The sequence below is a fragment of the Helicobacter sp. MIT 03-1614 genome (assembly GCF_000762925.2).
Taxonomy (GTDB): Bacteria; Campylobacterota; Campylobacteria; order Campylobacterales; family Helicobacteraceae; genus Helicobacter_C; species Helicobacter_C hepaticus.
In genome coordinates, this window is record NZ_JRMS02000001.1 from 1 (window position 1) to 20,925 (window position 20,925).

The following is a 20,925-nucleotide window of genomic DNA, read 5'->3' on the forward strand; positions in this document are numbered from 1 at the left end:
AGAGAATGTTGAGATTGCTAATTCTAGTGCAGAGATTAGTGAGAGAGTAGATAAAGTAGCTAAAGATATATTAGATGATGTGAATAAGAAGAGGTTTTAGAGTTTTTTACAGGGTTTTATAAAAGAATATATTTAGCCACGCACATCAAGGAGAGATTCTTTGAATTCATATAAAGCTGAGAGATTGGTGTCTATAGAGATTTTGCTTACCTTAAATCCTTTGAGTATATTTAGATTGTTTTCCAGCACCACTTTTGTCGTTTCATAGAGCACTTTTATATCTAAAGTATTCCCACTCTTATATATCCCAATATCTCCTGAAATAATCCCTAAAAGTGGCATTATTGCGCTAAAACGCACTTTATTTGAAGCATATTTTTTTATTTGCAATATCTCATCTTTTTCTCCAATGACAAGGCTTAAAACCCCGCTCTTTAGCCCAAGTAATATATTGCTTAAAAACAAAAATTCCTCTTTGCTACTTGCTTGAGTAAGCTTATGGGCAATAAATTCTTTAAAGCCCTCAAAAATATCACTTTGCTCCCCTAAAGTTTGTAAGTCTTGAAGGGTCAATTTCAATGGTGCATTTTGAAAAAAATCCAAAATTTTAGGCTGGAGAATAAGATTATGTAATGTAATATGTCCGAGGGAACTTCTCCCCATTTCTCCCCAATATCGCTCCCCTACGATAAGTGCTTTATGGCTTTTTGTTTGCATCTGCTGTGCGCCAATTTGCAGAAGATACATATCGCCCTTTAGCTTTTGGATAACGCGTATTAATATGGGAAGTGAAGCATTATAAGTTGCTGGTGTTTGTTGGCTATTTTTTAACAAATGCGAAAGCTTTTGAAGCTTTTGTATCATTCATCACCTTTAAGAGATTGTAGTTGTGAAAATGCACTAGCAATACCAAAAGCAACTTCAAGCTTTGAACCACTTACCTCTTGTATGTCCTTATGTGTAATTATTTTGATTCTATTTGTTTCTCCACCAAAAGGGTTTTGAGAACCCACAACATTAAGGCACACCATTTCACACTCTTTTGCCTTTAGCATATTTTGAGCATAATATAAGGCATTTACATCATCAATTTCAGCCTTAAAGCCTACTTTATAGGCTTTTTGCGATGAAATAGATGACAAAATATCATTCGTTTTGGAACACAAAAGAGAGAGACTCTCTCCAATTTGCTCTTTTTTAAGTTTGCCACTTTGAGGTTTTGGCGCATAATCTGCAAGAGCTGCTGCCATAAAAATAATAGGTTTAGATTCTATAGAATCTAAACTATTAAACGTTTTATGAATTGCCTTCTCAAATGTTACCACACTCTCCACACTCACACATTTTATGTCCAAGGGCAACACAAGTGGGAATGAGCTTGAGATAAAAGTTACCTCCGCGCCAAGCATATATAGAGCTAAAGCAAGATAACTTGCCTGTTTGCCACTGCTTCGATTAGAAATATAGCGCACCTCATCTATGCTTTCTTTTGAACCACCACCACTGACAATAACACGTTGCTTGCTCCAAAATGTATCCCTCAAAATCTCTCTGCCAAGCCTATAAATAATCTCTTCTACCTGAGCAAGAGCCCCTTCTCCCTCATCTCCACACACAAGGATACTTGAACGTGGAGCAATGATTTCATAGCCCATATCTGCAAGCATAGAAAGATTATGCTTGGTTTGAGAAGCATTAAGCATAGCTGTATTCATTGCAGGAGCTACAAGTTTAGGAGCACGGGTAGCTAAAAGCGTAGAGAGCAAAACATTATCGGCAATGCCACAAGCAATTTTTGCGATAGTATTTGCTGTTGCTGGAGCAACAAGCACAATATCTGCCCATTTTGCGTAAAAAATATGATTTGGGCTTACTTCTTGTAAAGTTGTATGCCAAGATTGATTATCATCGTGCAAAACAATATTATGGCTCATAGCCTCAAAACTTAGTGGAGCAATAAATGCGCGAGATTCCCTACTCATAACAACTCTTACATCTGCACCATATTTTGTCAGCTGTGAGATACAATCAAGCATTTTATAAACGGCAATAGAGCCGCTCACAAGAATAAGAATTTTTTTATTAGCAAATATGTGATGCATATGCTCTCCTTGAGCTTTTTATTGCTTGGTTTTCACGCAAAAGCTAGATTCTTTAAGAATCTAACATAAGGGAGCTTATTTTGAGGTTATTTTGAAGCAAGTTCTTTAATAAATCTATCTGCAAGATAAGGACCATCACCATTTGAGCCAATAAGCTTAATCTTATCTACGATACCGCGAAAAAGCGCTTCTTCTTCGTGCTGCTCACTCACATACCATTGTAAAAAATTAAATGTCGGATAATCTTTGCTTTGAAGTGTAAAATCTACAAGTTCATTAATAGATTGAGTAATTTTTTGCTCGTGGGCATAAGTTTTTTCAAATACATCAAGCAAACTACCAAAATGAGATTCAGGAGCTGCCACTTGTGCAATATTTACTTTAGAATCTGTTTCATTGAGGTAAGTAATCAAACGTTTTGCGTGTCCGCTTTCTTCATCGGCGTGCTGAAATAAAAATAACCCCGCGCCATCAAAGCTATTTTCATAACACCAAGAACTCATACTCAAGTAAAGATTTGCCGCATACATTTCTTTTGCAATTTGTTCATTGAGCATTTTTACAATACTATCTAAAATCATTTTGTATCCTTTAATGAGAATTTAAAAACATTGCATTGTAAAATGTATTTTCTAACAACTTGCTTAAATTTTATCATTTTTGGATAATTTTGAGAATTTCATTCTGTGTCAGCCACCACGAATTAGTTTCACTGCTATATTCAAATCCTGATTGCACAGGAACTCCTTTTTCTCCCTTACGCGTTTTATAATAATCAATAGGTGTTTGAAAATTAATAGTAGGCATAAGAATAAAAAATTGTTCAAATTCCGCACATAAATGAGAATCATCGCGTGGCACCATTACTTCGTGGAGCTTTTCGCCCGGACGTATGCCGATAATTTTATGTGGCAAATGTGGTGCAAGCGCACTTGCTAGCTGTGTAATTTTCACACTTGGAATCTTTGGTATAAATATCTCGCCTCCGTGCATACGCTCTAAATTCTCAAGCACAAACTTTACGCCAGATTCTAAAGTGATAAAAAACCTACTCATACGCTCATCAGTAATAGGCAGTTCATTTGCACCTTCTTCAATAAGTTTTTTAAAAAATGGGATAACCGAACCACGCGAACCTACAACATTCCCATAACGCACCACACTAAATTTAGAATCTTTATTGCCTTTAATATTATTTGCAGCAATAAAAAGTTTATCTGAACATAACTTTGTCGCCCCATAGAGATTGATAGGATTTGCAGCCTTATCTGTGCTAAGGGCGATAATATGCCCAACATTATTGCTTAAACACGCACTAATAACATTACTCGCACCATCAATATTTGTTTTTATACATTCCATAGGATTGTATTCAGCAATAGGCACGTGTTTAAGTGCAGCCGCGTGAATACAGATATCCACGCCATCTAGTGCGCTCTCTAGCCGATTTTTATCTCTGACATCACCAATGAAATAACGCATTCGTTTGTCATTAAAAACCTGCGCCATTTCATATTGCTTTAGTTCATCACGACTATAAACAATAATTTTTTTTGGATTATGATATTTTAATATATATTCAACAAATTTTTTACCAAAACTTCCTGTGCCACCTGTAATCAAAATACTCTTAGAATCAATCAAATGCCCCATAAGCCCTCCTTGAATTATTTAATATAGCCTAGTTCTTTAAGCTTGTTTGCAATTTTTACAAGCACAGGTCCTCCGCTTCCTCCGCTTCCTCCGTGTTCAATGAGAATTGTAACTGCATATTGAGGATTCTCATAGGGTAAAAATGCAGTAATCCAAGCGTGAGAACGATGAAAATATTCCATATCTGCCTCCCTAGTTCGTCTTTGTATATCTTGAGGAATACCCACTACTTGTGCTGTCCCTGTTTTACACGCAAGACTTACTCTTGTGCCTTGCGTGCGATAATATGCTGTCCCACCCGGCACAGAGCATACTTGATACATACCTTTACGCAAAACATCAAGTTTAGATTTTTGAAAATCGCTTAGGATATCTTTAGCCTCAAATTCTGCACTCTCTTCATTAAATTCTTTTGCAAAATGTGGTGTTACTAATTTACCTGATGCAATAAGCGCCGTATAACGAGCGATTTGCATAGGTGTAGAGAGAAAATACCCTTGCCCAATAGAAGTTGTAATCGTGTCCCCCTTATACCATTGCTCACCATAACGTTGCAATTTCCATTCAGGCGTAGGAAGTATGCCACTTACTTCATTGGGAATATCAACGCCTGTAAGCTCACCTATGCCCATTTGTCGCAATACACTTGCCATATTATCAATCCCTGCACGTTGAGAAAGCAAATAAAAATACACATCTACAGATTCTCTAATTGCTTTGATTGCATCAGCACTCCCGTGTCCTGATGCTTTCCAATCGCGAAACTTTCGCCCACCAAATTCTATAAAAGGCGGTGTTTGAATCAAAGTGCTTTCATTGATTCCTGCATATTGTAAAAATGCCAAAACCATACCCATTTTAATAACAGATCCGGGTGGATAGCGCCCATACACAAGCTTATTGATAAGTGGCTTATGAACATTTTCAATAAGTCCCTCCCAATTTTTATAGCTAATGCCATCAACAAACCAATTAATATTATATTCAGGATAGCTCCCTGCTGCAAGTATTTCACCATTATGCACATTCATCACAATTACAGCTCCAGAGCGTTCTGTAAATTCTGAATCAATACTTTCTTGGAGCTTTAAATCAAGCGATAAATATAAATCATTGCGTTTAAGCACACTATCTTCTTTTAAAAGCTTGATTTCTTTGTGAAGAGAGTTAATATGAGATTTTCTATATCCTGCCTCGCCTTGTAAATACGAATTATAAAATTTCTCAATGCCTTCTTTGCCAATAACCTTGCTGTATTGAGAAAGAGGATTATTTTGTATATCTTTATCATTTGCCTTTGATACATAGCCTATAACGTGTGAGGCTGCACTTTCATTTGGATATAGACGCTTACTATTGGGTGCAATAACAACATAAGAAGATCGTTTAAGATAGGCATAAATACTCAACATTTGGGCATAAGGAACAAAATTTACAATTTCTATAGGCAAGTGGTTATAGGCGTGATTATTTTTTTTATAGAGATTGAAAAGTTCCTCTTTATCAAGTGAGGGCAAAAATGAAATGATTCGTTCAATTTCAGATTCGACAATACGACTATTACGTATTTTGGGTATAAGTGAGATAGAAAACCCTATCTCATTAATTGCCAAAGGTTCGGTATTTCTATCAAAAATTAACCCACGCATTGGCACAAGCACTTCAGTTTTTGTGATATTTTTCTCAGCAAATTTTTCATAATACTCGTGATTAATAACATTCACCACAAAAAGACGTATTACAATAATAAACCACACTACGATAAAAAAGAAAATAAGCAACCAATAACGCAAATTAATCATAGGAATATCACTACAAGAATTTCAATAGCAATATAATAGAGCACAATCCATATACTTGGAGTGATAGTGCTTCCCATAAAAGCATCAAATAAAGATAGCACAATATAAAAGCTTACATAGGCTAAAGCAATATAAACAACCCTCGCTGTGCGAAGTGTGCTTAATACAATCTGAATACGTGAGACAACGAACAAAGAAAGGAACAAAAATAATCCCAACACTATACCCAAAGGTAAATTATTCTCTGCTTCTATAAAAGCTATGCCACAAAGCACAGCTAAGAATCCATAAAAATTATCCTCTTTATCAAAATGCAAAAACAAAATAAAGTATATGCCGATAAATGGCGGTAGCCATATCCACATACTTGCTATACTCTCATAAATATAAAGACCTATAAATAAAATAAAAACTACGAGAGTTTGTTTATGAGTGCTATTTCGTCGCATATTGGAAAATGTTTGCATTTAATACAATCCGCCCATATTTTGTGATTTGGTAAAAACGATTTCTCTATTATAGCAAAACCTAACCTTTGGAACAAATTTGCTTTATAAGTAAGTGTTAAAACTTCCTTTACACCAAGCTTCTTCCCCTCCTGCAATGCCGTTTGTATAAGCTTGCTTCCTAAACCCAACCCTCTAAATTTTTCTTTAACAACCAAAGAACGCACCTCAGCTAAATCTTTAGAATACACATACAAAGCGCAAAATCCTGCAATTTCTCCACTTTTGCTCTCACGAGCAAGCTGATAAGAACGGATAGCATTTGCCATCTCATCTTCGCTTCGCTCTAAAATCACGCCATTTTTAACTTCCACACTTACAATCTCTCGCATTTGAGGAATATCTGCGAGAGTGGGTTTAATAATTTCAAATTCCATTTTCTAATCCTAAAGTATATTTAACAATCTCCTCGCGCAAATGCGTTAAAGACACCATTTTACGATGATTTTTACTTATCGCGCTAAAAAGTAAGCTTTGTGTGTGTGTATCATCTGTATCTGCACCTTGCACTTTATTCTCTTGTATATACACTCTCTTATACAAAGCATTAAGTGCAGACTGATTAAGCTTATCGGCTTTAGTGTAGATTCTTAAAATACATTGGTCGCCTCTACATATTTGTTCCAACATTGTAGCTACAGATGTATCAATAGCTAGATCTGTATGTCGTGCATCAACAAGATGCAAAAAAAGCTTGATAGATTGACGCATAAACAAAAAATTAAGTAGATGCCTTTCCCATTCTTTTTTGATAGTTTTACTTACTTTTGCATAGCCAAAACCGGGCAAATCAATGAAAGTAAGTGGCAACCTTTGATTATGCCATACCCACACAGATGCAAAAAAATTAATAAGTTGTGTTTTACCCGGCGTAGAAGAGCTTTTTGCAAGAGGTTTGTTTAAGAGCGTATTAATAAGTGTGCTTTTGCCCACATTGCTTCGTCCTAAAAACACTATCTCCGAAGCATTTGGTGGTGGAGCATTATCTAAATGGCTTGCACTGCTCATAAAGCGGGATTCTATAACCTGAACCATATTTGCCTCATTGCTCTTTTCTTAAAGATATACATTTGATTTATGTTATTTCTCATTTTTCTTATCTTCCATAATAAAAGTCATCATTCCGGGTTTTTGGCTTGAACCCTTAACAAAAGCCTCCTGAGATTGTGGATTAAAAACAATCATATTACCCCTAATAATATTTTTTTTTCCAATCTCCTCAAGCACAGCACTATCTATAAGCTGATATTCATCTTTAATCACATTATAGATTGCTTTCTTTGCTTTTCCTCTCATTTCTTTATTAGGCATCTTAGCATAGAATCTTACATTGCCTGTCGCTGTATATTTTTGTGGTTTGTTTTTTTTGTTTGTCTCAATTACAACCTTATCTGCCCATAATTTATCCTCACCTTTGACAACTAACACTTCACCACTCAATTCTGTTAGCCCATTTTTTAAATCACTCTGAAACACCTTTGCACTTACTTCAAGTGTATCTGCTGCATTCATACACATACATACGCATACGCATTTCACAATCCAGCGCATTATCTTTCTCCCATAGCAATATCTGCCTTGATAGAATCTGCTCTCAAATCCCCTTTAAACATATTGTAATAAATATTTTTCCCTGTTGCTCGGGTCGTGTGGTTTTCTAAGACAAAATCTCCTTTGCCCTTAAAAATACGTTTGTGATAATCATATACACCCCATTTGCTCCAAAAGCTCAAACCATCTACGCGCAAATAATCTGCACCTTGAGAAAAAGTATAAAGATTATCTTTACTCAATACAAAAGGGGCATACATATATTCATTAAGTTTATTATTTATTTGATTGACAAAAATATCATAAATTTCCTCGTGGTCTTCAAAACGTAGTGCTTTTCTCCCTTGCGAAATTGCTTGCGTATATTGCGCATTTAAAAGATAAAGCGTAAAATCTGATATTTCAATGTTTGGCACTTCTTTACCTATATTCGCATAAAGTTCATTATTGGAAGTAAAAAATACAATGCTGCTCAAACTAAAACCAAGTAACGCAATAAAAAAAGCATAGATTCTATAAGAAATATTTTTCAAGCTTTTTATCTCCATTAAGTTTTAAAACATCTTCTATCATTTCACGCACTGCACCATTACCGCCAGAGTGTTTAAGAATCTTATACGCATATTTTTTGAGTGCTTTTGCGCCATTTTTTGGCATATACGCCTTTGCACAAATTTTAAACATACTCAAATCATTTAAATCATCACCAATACAAGCCACTTCAGACATATCCATTTTAAGTTGCGATACAAGATCTTGTAATACCTTACCTTTATGCTCACACGCCATAAAAATATGCTCTATGCCTAGCTCTTTTGCACGCTTGCGCACTATATCAGATTCTCTACCTGTGATAATAGCACTTGCGCGGCGCATTTGACGATTCCATACACTAATCGCTAAACCATCACGCGTGCTAAAACTTTTTATTTCTTCTCCCGATTGCGAATAATACACTTTACCATCGCTTAATGTCCCATCAACATCAAAGACTAAAAGTTTTATCATAATACACCTTTTGTTGATGGAGTGAGGATTCTTGGATTTAATGTGAGTGCGCGGCGCAAAGATACACCAAAAGCTTTAAACATCGCTTCAATAATATGATGAAGATTTTTGCCTCGTTTAAGGACAATATGCGCACTCAAATGAGCATTAAAACAAAGTGCGCGGAAAAACTCCTCAACCAATTCTACATCAAGTTCGCCTACTCTACCCTTGAATGGCAGTTTATAGGCATTTGTTTCAAAGACAAGAAAGGCACGATTGCTCACATCAATATCACACTCCACACACGCTTCATCCATTACTATACTTGCATTGCCAAATCGTTCAATACCTGCTGCAGGGTAAATGCCTTGAGCTAATCCTTGCCCTAATACAATCCCACAATCTTCTACGCTATGATGCCCATCAATAAATGTATCACCTTTACACGCAAGCTCCAAATCTATAAGGGAGTGTTTGGTAAGCGATTGCAACATATGGTCAAAAAAGCCTATTCCACTTTGAATCTGTGCGTTACCATTGCCATAAACAAGAAGTTTCAAGCTAATGTCTGTTTCTTTTGTTGTGCGCGAAATCTCTATAACATTTTTTGCCATTCTCTCCTGCATACCTCACTCCTTTAGTTTTTCTTTTTTAGTCACGGATAAAAAATCCTCCTTGAATCTGCGTATTCTTTTTTAAGAAATCACGCGCTTCTTGTTCACTTTGGAATCCTCGCAAAAATACACGATAAATAGGCGCACCATTAAGTTCAAATTCTTTTATCACACTCTGATATGGAGGCATATGCGAATATCGTTCTTGAGTGATTTGTGCGCCTTCATATCGCCTAAACGCTCCCACTTGAATAGCGAAATCTCCACCATTTACTGATTTTGGAGTGTTAGCGACTTTAAACTCATTGCTTAAAATATCTTCGCTCTCCACATTCTGCACTTTAGCATCCTTATTGATAACACCACCAAATCCAATTACTTCTAGTCGCACTTTTGCTGTGCCAACTTTTACCATATCAATATCGTGTGCAGCGGCACTGCTTAAATCAATAATGCGCCCTTCCACAAATGGACCTCTATCATTAATTCGCACAATAGTGCTTTTACCATTTTCAACGTTAAGCACTTTTACAACTGTATTCATCGGAAAAGTCTTATGTGCAGCAGTATGGGCATACATATTATAAGTCTCACCATTAGATGTCTTTTTAGAATGAAAATCTGGACCATACCAGCTTGCATATCCATCAAACTTATCTCCAAGGCTCACTTTTTCAGGATAGTACCATTTCCCTGCAACTTGATAAGGGCGCATAGTAGCCTCTTGTATAGCAGGTGATTCTCGCATAGAGTTTCCACCAATATTAGGTGTAATACCTTGATTAAAAGCATCTAAATCATTAAAGCTTTCATTAAAACCCTTTGCTTTTACCCCGTTCTCATTCCATTGTGTATCTTTTCCTAAACAACCCCAAAACAGCCCACACAACACACTTAAACTTATAGCAATTTGTATTTTTTTTAGACCTTTCATTCTATTCCTTTACTCTACCTATTATCAGCAATCGTCGTAGATTTGCCTTTGAGCACAGGAATTATGAGCTTTTGATTAATTGCGATATGTGAACCTTTGATATTATTTGCCGCTTGTAGTTCATTGAGCGAAATTTTATAATTCCGTGCAATAGAACCTAGATTCTCGCCCTTTTGCACAATATGGGTTATAAATGAAGCTTGAGGATAGCTTTTTTCATTAAAATATCTCTTAAAAGTGCGCAGCTTATCATAAGGAATATAGACATTATAGCGCTTATTACCCTGTGGAAGCAAAGAGCGCGTAAAATGACGATTATACTTTTGTAATTCACCTAATGGAATCCTCGCACTTTTTGCAATCGCACTTAATGATGTTCCACCCCTAATGCTCACACTTGTAATACTATCTGTTGCCCCACGATTAAGTAAATAATCAGCATTTTGCGCTTTAAGAAAATCTACATCATTAAAAAGCAAACTCATAGCCAAAATTGTGCGAATATAATTGCGTGTTTCAGCCGGAATATATTGAGCCTCATCATCAAGCAGCGTTTCAATGCGCTTATCGCCTCCTGCCTCTTCAATGCCTCGCTTTAAGCGTCCAAGCCCACAATTATATGCCATTGCTGCCAAATACCATTCACCTGTGGCATCATAAAGATATTTAAGATACTTTATTGCTGCCTCTGTGCTTTTAATCGGATCTCTACGCTCATCAATATATGAATTAATTTCTAAGCCTAAACTTTTACCCGTTGCTGGCATAATCTGCCAAATACCTATGGCTTTTTTAGAGCTTTTTGCACTCGGGGCAAATTCGGATTCTGCCATAGCAAGAAATAAAAACTCTTGAGGAATCTGCTCTCGCGCCATCATATTTTTTAATGTAGGGATAAATTCATAACTATGCTCAAAACGTTGCACAAAATACTTCCATTTCTCTTGTATTTTCTGTGCTCTTGCATCATCTGCGATAGTCGCAATAAAAGCTGTATGTACCCCGAATGAATTAAGCACATTATTTGCACTTCTATTATGTGTCATTGTATAAAAACCATTTTCATCGCTCAATGACACATTTACTACACAAAATAAAGCAAAAATTATCAAACATATATGACACTTTGCATTTTTCATTGGCATTCCTTCCTCTTTCTTTATTGAATCTCTTTAAAAAGCGTAATAGCGTTGTGTGTGCTTATATCTATCACTTCCTCTTCACTCATACCAAGCACTTGAGCAATTTGACGCATAATCAATGGAATATAATGCGGCTCATTGCGCGTCCCCCTATATGGGTGAGGCGTAAGATAAGGTGCATCAGTTTCAAGCACAATGCGTTCCTTTGGTATAAGCGGAAGCACTTCAATAAGTCGCCGAGCATTTTTAAAGGTGCAAACTCCACCGATTCCATAATAAAATCGCTCACTTAGTTTAAGCAAGATTCTATCTGCATTATAGCAATGCAACACTCCGCGCGCTTGAGGATAAGCCTGTAAAATCTCAAAGCTATCTGCGCTTGCTTCTCTAATATGCACAATAAGCGGCTTTTGTAAATTTAAAGCAAGTTCAATTTGTGCGATAAAGCATTGCTTTTGTTGTTGCTTTATTGTCTCTTTTTCATTTTCATTTTGTGATATTTCAGACAAACGATAATAATCTAACCCGCACTCTCCAATAGCAATACACTTTTCATCTTTTGCATACTCTTCAAGCACCTTTATATCAAAATCAACAATCTCATTAGGATGCACTCCTGCAGCAAAATATACATTAGGATAAGTATGAGCGATATTTTGTGCAAGGGGTAATGTGCGTATATCTGCACCTGGAATAATGATTTTAGCGACATTTTGCTCATACGCACGCGCAATTACTTGCTCTAAATCATTCTCAAAACTTTGAGAATCCAAATGACAATGTGTATCTACCATATATCTAAAATTTGCACTCATACGCCCAAAAATCCTTAAAATTATACTAATTGTGCTAGAATAAAGCCAAGATTCTAACATAATTATCTTTAACAAACTAAGGAATTTTAATGTTTAGTGGATTAGTTCGTCAAATCGCCCAAGTAAAGAGTTTCACAAATAATACTCTTGAAATTATCACACCTTATAAGGCACAACTTGGGGATTCTATTGCTATTAATGGCGCGTGTTTAACAGCTATGAAGCTTTTTGAAAATGGCATAGCAATGGAGTTAAGCCAACACACACAACAAAGTATAGCGCTTGAAAACTATACACAAGGTGCATTTGTGCATTTAGAGCCGGCTTTACAAGTGGGTGATAGATTCGATGGGCACATTGTGCAAGGGCATATTGATGCGATAGGGCGCATCAGCCATATTGAGCACCACGCAGATTCAAGCGATTTTTGGATACAATCTTCCCCGCAGATTCTATCTCTGATTATCCCTAAAGGCTCGGTATGCGTAGAAGGCATAAGCCTCACAGCAATAGAGTGTAATGATAAAGCCTTTAAACTCACACTTATCCCTCATACATTGCAAAATACGCTTTTTGGGAAATTTAAAGTAGGCAGAAGGCTTAATATTGAAACAGATATTATCACGCGCAGCGTAGTAAGCACACTTAAATCTATTTTTGGCACTACACATAACTTCAACAAACCTCTTTCTTGGCGTGATATTGATACACTCTCACTCGGGTATTAAGGTAAAAAATGAAAGATAAGAAAGCTGTTGCACTTGCTTATAACGCACAAAATGACAGCGCCCCTCGTGTCGTAGCAAAAGGCAAAAATGAACTTGCTCTCAAAATCATCGCCAAAGCACAAGAATTTGATGTGCCACTTTTTAGTAATCCGCTACTTGTGGATTCTCTTTTGGAAATCCCTCTTGATTCTCATATTCCACCGGAGATGTATAATGCTGTGGTGGAAGTTTTTGTATGGCTTTTAAAATGTGAAAAAGCTGCTCAATTAAGCAAGGACATTGAGTGAAATATAAAAAAGCCTACTTAACACATCTTATCCATTTTTTCAGACGCGAATTTAATGGCTTCGTGCAGGATAGATTCTCACTTTTTCTTTGCACACTCGCTCCTTTGCTTCTTGGGCTTTTTGTATGGGGAGTGTTTTCTCAAAGCTTTGTGCGAGGCGCACCTATTGGCATTGTGGATTTAGACAAAAGCCCTTTAAGCCAAGAACTTGCGCGCAACCTTGATGCAATTCCAGCCGTGAGTGTTACTAAAGCTTATGCAAGTCTCACAGAAGCAAAGTCAGATATAAGTAATGTTAGAATCTACGCAGTAGTCGTATTTCCTAAAGGACTTCAAACTCACACAAAAAAGGGAGTGCTTACCCAAATTCCTATTTATTACAACGCACAGCTTGTGCTTGTGGCAAAATCTATTGAAGGTGCGTTTAAGCAACTCATTCTCACAAGCAATGTCAAAGCAAAACTTGGCAAAAATCTTATTCAAACACAAAATATTGATGCTGCATTAGCGAAAAGCTCACCTATTTTAATGCAAATCACCCCACTTTATAATATCAATAATAGCTATGCACAATTCCTACTCACAGGAATTTTACCTTGCTCGTGGATTATGCTTATTATTATTTGTGTGATTAATTCTTTAGCACGCGATGAAAGTGATGTGGGCTTTGTCAAAGGGAAAACAAGTCAAATGCCCGATGGAATCAGCGCATATGTCTATATTCTCACGAAGGTTTTTGCCTATGCGGGGATTTTTTCATTATGGTGGGTAGTGATGATGATATTTTTTCATTCTCTTGGCTTTGAATGTCGCGGGAGTTATATCACACTTTATCTTGGGGCATTGCTTACTTTTTTTGCCTATGCGGGGGTGGGGGTATTTGTCTATGCACTTTTTAAAGATCATACGCGTGCTTTAGCTGTGGCTGCGATTTATTGCGCTCCAAGCTTTGCTTTTGCTGGACTTACCTTTCCTGTAAATTCTATGGGGAGTTTTGCGACATTTTGGCACACAATATTGCCTATTAGCCATTATTTGAAGCTCTATGTGCAAGTAGCAAACTATGATGTTGGATTTTTTACCGCTTTTAAAACAATGGGCGAAATCCTGCCTTTTATACTCTTTTTAATCTTTGGGATTTTGATTTATCGCAAAAGAGAGCATTTGGAATAAGCCCAAGTGTGTATTTATCCAAAAATCACGCGGATTCTATATTTATTTATTATTTGGTATTTCTTTTACTTCCTTAAAGTAATCTATATCCTGTAAAGCCTGAAGCAATACAAAGTAACAACCCAAATAATACACCTAACCATTACTAATACTAAAAAATTATTTTGATATTAGGATATTATTTTTGTAAAGTGCGGTATTCAATATTCAAAAACGATGGGGTAATGCTGCTCCAGAGGAGATTTTAGCATTTTAACCTTGAACATTGTTACAAAATAGCCAAATCACTTAATGTCAATGTCAGAGAGTTCTTTTAATCGTGCGAGTCTCTCTTTTTCTTTTTCATCGCACACTTGCAGTGTATTTAAATCACAAAAGCTCAAAAACATCTGCAAACATACAGATTGTCCATTTGCAAAATATGCTCTTGGCTTGAGATAAGCAAGTTTATTGCCCAATCTATCCCGAGAAATTTGAATAGCCCTAAAAACAACTTCTTGTCTTTTGTCGTGTTTGAGCTTTACTTCATATAATTCATTACAAAGAAAAGATGTTCCTAAACATTCTATCTTTTTATCTATATGAGCCATTTATGCCTCCCGCTCCAAGCAAATAACTCTTTGCCCCCATATATTCGCGTATGATATTCCATACTTCTTTATAGAATCCTTAAGGGTAAGGATTTGCTTCACTCAAAGTGTGTAATTTTAGAGAATCTACTTAAGCTCTGCCCAATTTTTGCCTATGGAGATACCGCATTTAAGCGGCACTTCAAGCTCATAGATATGATTCATAATCTGCGCTGCCTCTTGTGCATAAATATGTGCTTTTTCTTGTGGGGCTTCAAAAATAAGCTCATCGTGCACTTGCAAAAGCATTTTAAAATCACTATGTCCATATCGCTTGTGAATCTCACACATTGAGAGCTTAATCAAATCTGCCGCACTCCCTTGAAAAATAGAATTTATCCCCTCACGTAAAAAGTTTGCTTTCATAAAATCCGTAGCATTTTTAAAGTCAAAATATCGCCGATGCCCAAGCAATGTCTGCGAATATCCATTTTCAAGCAAAAACTCCTTTTGAGCATTTAAAAAATTCTTTATAGTAGGGAAAAGCGCAAAATAACTCTCTATATAGTTTTTTGCTTCTTTAAGTGAGATTTGCAATGTTTGAGCAAGCTTTTTACTCCCCATACCATAGATAAGCCCAAAATTAATAGATTTAGCAATGGCACGTTTTTGCGCGGCTAACTCTACCCCAAAAAGTCGTGCAGCAGTCTCAAAATGAATGTCTTTATCTTGTTTAAAAGATTCTATAAGTGAAGAATCTTTGCAAAAATGTGCCAAAAGTCGCAATTCAATTTGCGAATAATCAATACTAATAAGGCTATGTCCTTCTTTACTGATAAAGGCTTGACGAATTTTTCGCCCCTCCTCTCGCCGCACAGGGATATTTTGGAGATTTGGAGATTTGGAGCTCAATCGCCCTGTGGCAGTGCCACTTTGGAGAAATGATGTATAGATTCTATGTTTATCATTTGCGCTACCAAAACGAAGTAATGGCTCAATATAAGTGCTTTTAAGTTTATTTACTTCACGATAGTCAAGAATAAGCGCAATTACAGGGTGGGCATCAATAATTGCAAGAAGTGTGCGCTCATCGGTGCTTAATCCACCTTTAACACTGCGTCCTGCCTTCAATCCAAGACGATTAAAAAGTATGTGTGCAAGCTGTTGAGGAGAGTTGAGATTAAAAGTCTCTCCACAGAGTTCAAAAATCTGTGCACTCAGTTGCGAAATATGCTCGCTCGCTTTTTCTTTGAGAGATTCCAAAAGTGGAATATCTACTTTAATCCCCTCACATTCCATTGCGAGAAGCACTTTAATAAAAGGATATTCAAGCTTATTTGCAAGTTCAAGTATGCTACTCCATTCACGCTTATAAAATACTTCTTCTAACCTATGATACAGCCTAAAGGTTGCAATGGCATCTTCTGCTGCATATTGTGTAGCTGCAGCAATATTTACTTGTGAGAAATTTTCATCTTTTGCCACCACAGAATCAAAACTAATCATTGTATGATTAAACCATTTAAGCATTTGCTTATCAAGCCCTATAGGTGCAATACTATCATAAAGCCACCCTAAAATCATACTATCATAAATTTCCCCTGTGTGCTCTAACTCTAAAGTGTGAAAAATAAGACTCAAATCAAATTTAAGATTATGTCCAATAAGTGGATATGTAAAAATACGCTTTAAAGCTATTTTTGCTTGAGTATGTGTAAGCTGACACCCTACACCCAAATAATGATGCCCTACTGGCACATAATAAGCATTCTCTCCATCAAAACAAAATGAGAATCCAACTAAATTTGCTTCTTGCACATTTAAACTATCGCTTTCGCAGTCAAACCCTATCTTCGCACCACTAGGGATAGAATCAAGCACAGCTTCTAAAGCCGTAAAATTATCAAGTAAATGCGCCTTAAAGCTAAAACTTTGCGCAGATGAAGAAGATTCTATCACATCGGGCATATCATTGAGCGAACCTATACCTTTTTGCGCACTTCTTTTTTGCGCGTATCGTTCGTGTGGAGATTGCACTTTGGAAATAATATTTTTCAAATCATATTTTTTAAGCTCATCTAAAATTTTAAGCATAGGATTGCTCTCTGGCATCAAACACTTACTCAAATCAATATTTTCAAGTAAATCATCATAAAGTGTTACAAGCTTTTTGCTTAAAAAGGCATTGTTCTTTCCTTCACGTAAAAGATGAGCAATACGCGGTGTAACTACCTCTTCTAGCTCACTTTCACGCTCATACAGAGATTCAATACTGCCAAAGTGCGTAATGAGTTTTTGAGCACTTTTTGCTCCTATGCCTTTAATACCTACAATATTATCGCTCGTATCCCCAACAAGACTTTGATAATCTATAAAGTTTTTAGGATTTACACCATATTTGTGTAAGCACTCAGCCTCTCGTATATCCCTTTTTCCAATAGGATCATAAATATAAGTATTCTCATCAATAAGCTGGTAAAGATCTTTATCGTGGCTAATAATACGCACAACAATATTTTGTGCATTAGCAACTTTATTAATTGAGGCAATCACATCATCAGCCTCATAGCCCTCAATGCTAATGTTCAAAAAGCCCATTTTTTCAATCCATTCAATCGCAATAGGAAGCTGCATTAGTAGTTCTTGTGGTGGAGGTTGACGATTGCGCTTATAAGCATCATAAATTTGCCTTCTTTTATTCTCGCCTCCACCCTCAAGTGCAAATGCTAAATAAGTGCAAGAGGGGTCTTTATAAAGGGATTGTAATAAATTACAAAATCCTACAAGTAGTCCTGTGGGGAATCCTTCCTTATTTTTTAATGGTGGCAGGGCGTAAAAACTCCGAAAAAAAAACCCAAAAGTATCAATAACGCTCAAAGTATTCATCTAAACTCACTTTGCTAGAGAGGTAAAATGCGAAATCATAACTGAAAAATATTGTATTTGCAAATATCATAAAACCATTTAAGATTCTATAAGTTTAAAAATCAATCTTTACATCAATAATTGACAAATTGAAACCTTTAAAACTTTAAGATACAATTTTGTCTTTATACTTTTTAATTAAAGAGAGGATATTATGACTATCATTGCTGGTAATTTCAAGGCAAATCTCACACGCATTCAAGTTGCTACCTTTGCAAAAGAGCTAGATTCTATACTCACAGATATGCAAACATCATCTCATCTTCAAGTAGATATTTTTCCTTCTCATACGGCATTACTTACGAATAATTTTAAGCATTTTCATATCGGCGCACAAAATGCGTATTTTGCACAAAATGGGGGATTCACGGGCGAGATTGGACTAAGCCAACTCCAAGAATTTAATATTAATCGCCTTATTATTGGGCATAGCGAACGTAGGACACTTTTTGGTGAAAATCAAGATTTTATTAATAAAAAATTTAGATTCTATGCAGAAGCAGGATTTGAAATATATTACTGCATTGGTGAGCCCTTGAGTGTGCGACAAAAGGGTAAAAATGCGCTCAAAGACTTTCTAGGCACACAATTAAATGGTATTGACATCACTTATCCTAAGCTTATTATTGCATATGAACCTATTTGGGCTATTGGCACAGGTGAAAGTGCGACTTTGGAACAAATAGAATCTACTCACTCAATGCTTGCTACATTTACAAGTGCCCCGCTACTTTATGGAGGCAGTGTGAATCCCACAAATGCAAGAGAGATTCTTTGCACTCCTTACGTAAATGGTGTGCTTGTAGGCTCTGCAAGCCTCAATATACAAAGCTTTACGGATATTATTCGTGCTAGTAAATAGCACAAAACCTTTACTTAATCTTACCGATCGCTTTTGCCACACCAATAGCAGCGCTACAAGTTTTAATTGCAGCCTTAGATTCACTGCTTGTAATACTTATTTTCTTTAAGGCAGACTCTGAAGCATCTTTAGTCTCTAGCCTTTCTTTAGCACTACCACCCAAAAAAAGTTTTTCATTTTGTGTAAGTTGCTTAGTAAGTGCTGCTGCTACGCATTCATTAAGCTTTTGAGCATCTACTTCATTAACCACCTTGCCATAAGTCTCTTTGAACACAACTTCATTTTTTTCTGCGATATTTCGCTCAACATTTTTCTCTAGCTCTAGCTGTGGTGTAGGCGAATTTGAGAAACACCCTACAAACAAAAATGTAAAAGCAACCAAACCTAACTTTTTCATAAGATTCCTCCTAAAAAATTTTAAAGATATTTTATTCCTTCAAAAATTACAAAAAAATAAAATCAAATATATTTTAGTCTATACATAACCAAGCTAGTGTATAATAGTGCATAAATTATTTAAGGAGTAAGTATGTCTGGAATCTTAGCAGGGAAAAAGGGGCTTATTGTAGGTGTGGCAAATAATCGCTCAATTGCTTATGGTATCGCTAAAGCGTGTAAAGCACAAGGGGCAGATTTGGCTTTTACATTTTTAAATGAAGCTTTAGAAAAACGAGTGCGCCCTATTGCAGAGGAACTAGGCAGTGAAAAATATGTATATGAACTTGATGTAAGTAAGGAAGAACACTTTAGCGCACTTGCAGATGCACTTAAAAAAGATTTTGGCACATTTGATTTTATCGTGCATTCTGTAGCTTTTGCTCCTAAAGACGCATTAGAAGGAGATTTTGTCCAAACAAGCAAACAAGCCTTTAATACCGCTATGGAAATCTCTGTATATTCACTTATTGAGCTTTCTCGTGCAATGTTGCCTCTTCTCAATAAAGATGCGGCGATTCTTACTCTTACTTATCTTGGAAGCGTGAAATATGTAACAAACTATAATGTTATGGGTGTAGCAAAGGCTGCCTTAGAATCTTCTGTGCGCTATCTCGCTTATGACTTAGGAAAACAAGGCATTCGTGTCAATGCTATCTCTGCAGGTCCAATTAAAACTTTGGCAGCAAGTGGGATAAGTGATTTTAATATTATGCTCAAATGGAATGAAGCAAATGCGCCTTTGCGTGAAAATGTGAGTATTGAACAAGTAGGAAATGCTGCAATGTATTTGCTAAGCCCTCTTGCAAGTGGTGTTACAGGAGAGGTGCATTATGTAGATGCAGGATATAATATTATGGGTATGTGCGCCACCGAGCAAGTCGATGGCAAAATCACACCTCGTTGGGATATTTTGCGCTCTTAAAAAGCAATCATAATATTCGCGAGGTAGTCAATACGCATAGGCAGAGATTCATTATTATTAGCTCCTAGTTCCTTAAACTTATCGCTTAAAGGAAAGCTACCTCGTCCCATTACCTCAAGGCTGACAAAATCGCTTAGCACAAAACCTAGTCCTAGATTCACATTCACGCCAAATCCTTTTGTGCTCTCATCATTGAGCTTAAGTTGTGCATAATGCACACCCGGTCCGCCAAATGTATAAAATCGTGGAGTGAATCTATACCCTTCTTCCCAAGTGATACCATAGCTCCGATATGTTGGCTTTGAATCGCTTTTTAAGAGGTTTGAATGCGTAATTTCAGCAAGGATACGCGTAAAAAGCTTTTGGCTTGTATTTATTTGTAAGCCCACCGCACCGCGTCCGCTTAAACCACCCTTTTCATTATATAAAGTTTCACCCATATTACTCCATTTGACATTTGTATCAGCATTTTTAAACCAAGTGGTTTGAGAACCTATACTTCCACCTGCTATAAAGCGATACTGCTCATCTGCTCCAAAAGCACATAATGCAAAAATAAGCGAAATAAAAGCAAGAATTTTTTTCATTCTCTCTCCTTTTTAAGATTATAAGCTCATCAGTTTAGCAAACCACAGCTTAATATAAAAATCGCACTTTTTTATAAAAATCTTAGTGTAAGTGAAGACCAATCGAATAGCCACCATAACATATTTTCCTCCTTTTTATATGAGAATATATAATCACAGGGCAGATTTCTGCCCCTGCACCCTCAAATTAAAGTTGAGTGCCAAGAATGATTCCAGCAATAAACGCCCACATAATCCACCTCCTTTATAAAACTATCTCAAATCACAATCTTATGATTTGATACAAAGCATTATATATAAATAAAATAATAATTGTTATTATTTTA

Annotated in this window: 23 protein-coding genes and 1 pseudogene; 5 read left to right on the forward strand and 19 right to left on the reverse strand. The window is 36.3% G+C overall.

What is annotated here, in order from left to right:
- Nucleotides 1-132 precede the first annotated feature (132 nt).
- The 15 genes and pseudogenes from LS66_RS00005 to LS66_RS00075 all read right to left on the reverse strand — a co-directional run bounded on the left by LS66_RS00005 (nucleotide 133) and on the right by LS66_RS00075 (nucleotide 12,088).
- Nucleotides 133-864 carry a hypothetical protein gene (locus LS66_RS00005; RefSeq protein ID WP_034367034.1) on the reverse strand — a complete coding sequence of 244 codons (732 nt, stop codon included), beginning with the start codon at nucleotides 862-864 and terminating at the stop codon, nucleotides 133-135.
- A complete protein-coding gene (gene coaBC, locus LS66_RS00010) occupies nucleotides 861-2,102 on the reverse strand; it encodes a bifunctional phosphopantothenoylcysteine decarboxylase/phosphopantothenate--cysteine ligase CoaBC (protein ID WP_034367031.1) in 1,242 nt (413 codons plus the stop codon). Before coaBC ends, LS66_RS00005 begins: the two co-directional genes overlap by 4 nt.
- An 86-nt stretch (nucleotides 2,103-2,188) precedes the next feature.
- Complete coding sequence (locus LS66_RS00015; RefSeq protein ID WP_034367028.1) at nucleotides 2,189-2,683, reverse strand: ferritin; 495 nt, start codon at nucleotides 2,681-2,683, stop codon at nucleotides 2,189-2,191.
- Between the two features lie 73 nt (nucleotides 2,684-2,756).
- Nucleotides 2,757-3,746, reverse strand: coding sequence for a UDP-N-acetylglucosamine 4,6-dehydratase (inverting) (pseB, locus tag LS66_RS00020; RefSeq protein WP_034367041.1), 990 nt, complete (start codon nucleotides 3,744-3,746; stop codon nucleotides 2,757-2,759).
- Nucleotides 3,747-3,769: 23 nt separating this feature from the next.
- A complete protein-coding gene (gene mrdA, locus LS66_RS00025; protein WP_011116172.1) occupies nucleotides 3,770-5,557 on the reverse strand; it encodes a penicillin-binding protein 2 in 1,788 nt (595 codons plus the stop codon).
- On the reverse strand, nucleotides 5,554-6,006 hold the full coding sequence (locus tag LS66_RS00030; RefSeq protein ID WP_011116171.1) for a hypothetical protein: 453 nt from the start codon (nucleotides 6,004-6,006) through the stop codon (nucleotides 5,554-5,556). The genes mrdA and LS66_RS00030 overlap by 4 nt, the downstream gene beginning before the upstream one ends.
- Nucleotides 5,970-6,440 (reverse strand): N-acetyltransferase, encoded by a 471-nt coding sequence (locus LS66_RS00035; protein ID WP_011116170.1) that lies wholly within the window; start codon nucleotides 6,438-6,440, stop codon nucleotides 5,970-5,972. The genes LS66_RS00030 and LS66_RS00035 overlap by 37 nt, the downstream gene beginning before the upstream one ends.
- A complete protein-coding gene (gene yihA, locus LS66_RS00040) occupies nucleotides 6,430-7,098 on the reverse strand; it encodes a ribosome biogenesis GTP-binding protein YihA/YsxC (RefSeq protein WP_034367024.1) in 669 nt (222 codons plus the stop codon). The genes LS66_RS00035 and yihA overlap by 11 nt, the downstream gene beginning before the upstream one ends.
- A gap of 45 nt (nucleotides 7,099-7,143) precedes the next feature.
- Nucleotides 7,144-7,614 carry a lipopolysaccharide transport periplasmic protein LptA gene (lptA, locus tag LS66_RS00045; RefSeq protein ID WP_034367021.1) on the reverse strand — a complete coding sequence of 157 codons (471 nt, stop codon included), beginning with the start codon at nucleotides 7,612-7,614 and terminating at the stop codon, nucleotides 7,144-7,146.
- A complete protein-coding gene (locus tag LS66_RS00050; RefSeq protein ID WP_034367018.1) occupies nucleotides 7,614-8,147 on the reverse strand; it encodes a hypothetical protein in 534 nt (177 codons plus the stop codon). The genes lptA and LS66_RS00050 overlap by 1 nt, the downstream gene beginning before the upstream one ends.
- A complete protein-coding gene (locus tag LS66_RS00055; protein ID WP_011116166.1) occupies nucleotides 8,128-8,622 on the reverse strand; it encodes an HAD family hydrolase in 495 nt (164 codons plus the stop codon). Before LS66_RS00055 ends, LS66_RS00050 begins: the two co-directional genes overlap by 20 nt.
- A complete protein-coding gene (hisB, locus tag LS66_RS00060; protein WP_011116165.1) occupies nucleotides 8,619-9,230 on the reverse strand; it encodes an imidazoleglycerol-phosphate dehydratase HisB in 612 nt (203 codons plus the stop codon). The genes LS66_RS00055 and hisB overlap by 4 nt, the downstream gene beginning before the upstream one ends.
- A 25-nt stretch (nucleotides 9,231-9,255) precedes the next feature.
- Nucleotides 9,256-9,972 (reverse strand): annotated as a pseudogene (locus LS66_RS00065) (septal ring lytic transglycosylase RlpA family protein); the annotation flags it as partial.
- A 194-nt stretch (nucleotides 9,973-10,166) separates the two neighbouring features.
- Nucleotides 10,167-11,291 carry a lytic transglycosylase domain-containing protein gene (locus tag LS66_RS00070; protein WP_034367015.1) on the reverse strand — a complete coding sequence of 375 codons (1,125 nt, stop codon included), beginning with the start codon at nucleotides 11,289-11,291 and terminating at the stop codon, nucleotides 10,167-10,169.
- Between the two features lie 20 nt (nucleotides 11,292-11,311).
- Entirely contained in the window at nucleotides 11,312-12,088 is a 777-nt protein-coding gene (locus tag LS66_RS00075; protein WP_034367037.1) for a TatD family hydrolase, read from the reverse strand.
- Between the two features lie 110 nt (nucleotides 12,089-12,198).
- On the opposite strand from LS66_RS00075, the gene ribE reads away from it, so the two are divergent.
- The 3 genes from ribE to LS66_RS00090 are packed head-to-tail and all read left to right on the forward strand — an operon-like array spanning nucleotide 12,199 to nucleotide 14,296.
- Nucleotides 12,199-12,837: a riboflavin synthase gene (gene ribE, locus LS66_RS00080; protein ID WP_034367012.1), complete on the forward strand. Its 639-nt coding sequence runs from the start codon at nucleotides 12,199-12,201 to the stop codon at nucleotides 12,835-12,837.
- Nucleotides 12,838-12,845: 8 nt separating this feature from the next.
- A complete protein-coding gene (locus LS66_RS00085; protein ID WP_011116160.1) occupies nucleotides 12,846-13,124 on the forward strand; it encodes an EscU/YscU/HrcU family type III secretion system export apparatus switch protein in 279 nt (92 codons plus the stop codon).
- Nucleotides 13,121-14,296 carry an ABC transporter permease gene (locus LS66_RS00090; RefSeq protein WP_034367008.1) on the forward strand — a complete coding sequence of 392 codons (1,176 nt, stop codon included), beginning with the start codon at nucleotides 13,121-13,123 and terminating at the stop codon, nucleotides 14,294-14,296. The genes LS66_RS00085 and LS66_RS00090 overlap by 4 nt, the downstream gene beginning before the upstream one ends.
- Before the next feature lie 284 nt (nucleotides 14,297-14,580).
- On the opposite strand, the gene LS66_RS00095 is transcribed toward LS66_RS00090, so the two are convergent.
- Both LS66_RS00095 and polA read right to left on the reverse strand, forming a co-directional pair.
- A complete protein-coding gene (locus LS66_RS00095) occupies nucleotides 14,581-14,886 on the reverse strand; it encodes a hypothetical protein (RefSeq protein ID WP_011116158.1) in 306 nt (101 codons plus the stop codon).
- A gap of 126 nt (nucleotides 14,887-15,012) precedes the next feature.
- Nucleotides 15,013-17,751, reverse strand: a complete 2,739-nt coding sequence (gene polA / locus LS66_RS00100; RefSeq protein ID WP_034367005.1) for a DNA polymerase I — start codon at nucleotides 17,749-17,751, stop codon at nucleotides 15,013-15,015.
- 193 nt (nucleotides 17,752-17,944) lie between these two features.
- Between polA and LS66_RS00105 the strand changes: the two genes are divergently transcribed.
- Complete coding sequence (locus LS66_RS00105; protein ID WP_034367002.1) at nucleotides 17,945-18,652, forward strand: triose-phosphate isomerase; 708 nt, start codon at nucleotides 17,945-17,947, stop codon at nucleotides 18,650-18,652.
- A gap of 10 nt (nucleotides 18,653-18,662) precedes the next feature.
- On the opposite strand, the gene LS66_RS00110 is transcribed toward LS66_RS00105, so the two are convergent.
- Nucleotides 18,663-19,049, reverse strand: a complete 387-nt coding sequence (locus tag LS66_RS00110) for a hypothetical protein (protein WP_011116154.1) — start codon at nucleotides 19,047-19,049, stop codon at nucleotides 18,663-18,665.
- Between the two features lie 132 nt (nucleotides 19,050-19,181).
- Between LS66_RS00110 and fabI the strand changes: the two genes are divergently transcribed.
- Complete coding sequence (gene fabI / locus LS66_RS00115) at nucleotides 19,182-20,012, forward strand: enoyl-ACP reductase FabI (RefSeq protein WP_034366999.1); 831 nt, start codon at nucleotides 19,182-19,184, stop codon at nucleotides 20,010-20,012.
- Here fabI and LS66_RS00120 read toward each other — a convergent pair.
- Nucleotides 20,009-20,599 carry an outer membrane beta-barrel protein gene (locus LS66_RS00120; RefSeq protein WP_034366996.1) on the reverse strand — a complete coding sequence of 197 codons (591 nt, stop codon included), beginning with the start codon at nucleotides 20,597-20,599 and terminating at the stop codon, nucleotides 20,009-20,011. The two genes, fabI and LS66_RS00120, sit on opposite strands and share 4 nt — an antisense overlap.
- Between the last annotated feature and the right edge of the window lie 326 nt (nucleotides 20,600-20,925).